The organism is Robertmurraya sp. (assembly GCF_036676585.1).
GTDB lineage: Bacteria > Bacillota > Bacilli > Bacillales > Cytobacillaceae > Robertmurraya_A.
On record NZ_JAKFCQ010000028.1, the window covers coordinates 1 to 2,008 of the forward strand.

The window sequence follows — 2,008 nt, forward strand, 5'->3', positions numbered from 1 at the left end:
GTGTGCGGCCGAGCCTAGGTCGTATCATATAGCGGGTGGGATTCCCGCCGAGTAAGAACTAGCCATTCGCTCGTAGCGAGTCTTGGAGGGCTAAAGGTAACTTTAGTCTTTAAGCGTAGACAGTTAGGTGGCGGGCCGAAAGCCAAAAGGTTGAAGGGATTGAGCTCCATAAACGTTAGTGAACCGATAGGGCTGATGCCTTACCTGCGTACAGAAAGCAATATTTTATTCTTCGTCAAAGGCAAGAAGGATAAAACCTCTCTGGAGTCAGAGACCTTAGCACGTTACACATTGATATGATACGGCAACTCGGGAGACCCTTTCGGTCTTTTCTTGTTAGAAGTGTCCAATACTTAGTCCAAACTTGTTTTTAAGAACAAATATAGCTTCATCATTTGCTTAAAGGAAGATACCAGATCTTAAAGATGAATCAATTCCACTACATCCGTCCATTGATTTACAAAGGAAAAGAAGATGTAGATGTTACAAGTCAAATTGAAGCCTCTCGAGTCCATTTGTTTCGAATAAGTTCAGACACAACTAGGATGAAGCTTGGAATCTAGTGCACAAAGGAGTAAAGAAGGGAATGTCACTTCGGGCGATGTCACAGGAAGAGCAACCTTCCAGTATTGTGCTAGATTTAAAGAGTTCAAAAAAGTGTGACTTTAGAAATTGTATGCGCTTTTGCAGACAGGTATTATATAGAGATATAGAACTACTGGAGGAATCAACATGAAATCACAAGAATTGATTCAATGGGTCAAAAATGAATACGAAGCAGCTCCCTTCTACCCTTTATTTGTAATCCGACTGGAATCCTATTATTTTTGCTTTTTTTGATTTTCAAAGAAAAAGCAGTTGACGATAAATGTTAATTTATGATAAAATAAAAAATTTGATAAAAAATACTATATATGGTATCATTAAGAAGGTTACCATATATGGAGGTGGATTATTTGTTTCAAATTGGCGATTACATTGTTTATCCAATGCACGGAGCAGGTATAATTAAAGACATAGAAGAAAAGGAAATCTCAGGGGAAAAACAACATTACTATGTCATAAAAATGTTAATCAGTAATATGCAAGTCATGATTCCTACGGGTAAAATATCGAGTTCAAGTATACGCCCAGTTACTGACATAATTGTACTAAAACACATCATACACATTTTTCAGCATGGAGAATCAGATAGATTACTGCCGTGGAAACAAAGGTATAAAGTGAACACGGACAAAATGAAAACGGGTAAAATATTAGAAGGCGCTGAAGTTGTACGTGATTTAATGCGTATGAAGAAAGAAAAAGCACTTAACGCAAGCGAAAAAAAAATGTTGGATGACGCACATGGATTTTTGATTAGCGAACTAGGATTAATAAAAGGGATTACCGAAAATCAAATAAAAAGTTTCTGTTAGGTTAGTTATAGATAATTTATTACAACTCCCGGAAATATCCTGGATTTTTTGTGAATATAATTATTAAAAGTAAATCATCTCAAAGACATTCAACTTCTTCAACTCACTTTTAGAGCATTAACCTCTTTTGTTATTTCTACAATCTTATCTATCCTTATTATTTAAATTTCTTTTATGAACGTTTGAAGTTTATCAAATGCCTCGATAAAATAGTCACTTGATTTTGAAATCCTGATTCACACTGGCACGGACAAGGAGCCGTAAGGATGAAAGAGAGGTAGGGCTTTCATTGTTTTAGGTATACAATATATTATCAAAGTCATTATTTCTAGAAGAAAAAAATCAATCTCACTTCTATCTTTAAGAATTTTTTACATCTACTAAGACAGTGAATAGTAATTGTTTTCTTCTTTAGTAAAAGAGATAGACGAATTGGTAAAACCATATGGTCAACTACAAAAATGGTTTCTAGACCAGGAAACCATTTTAAATTTCATTTACATAACAAGAAGGAGTTCAGACATGGAAAAAATGTTAACAAAATGAATCAAAGAGACGGGAAGCATCCTTTAAATAATGGATGCTTTTTT

General features: G+C 34.8%; 1 protein-coding gene. It reads left to right on the forward strand.

All coding sequences use genetic code 11. From position 1 onward, the window contains the following. Nucleotides 1-941 precede the first annotated feature (941 nt). On the forward strand, nt 942-1,418 hold the full coding sequence (locus ACGLXV_RS03455) for a CarD family transcriptional regulator (protein WP_391557502.1): 477 nt from the start codon (nt 942-944) through the stop codon (nt 1,416-1,418). Nucleotides 1,419-2,008: the final 590 nt, after the last annotated feature.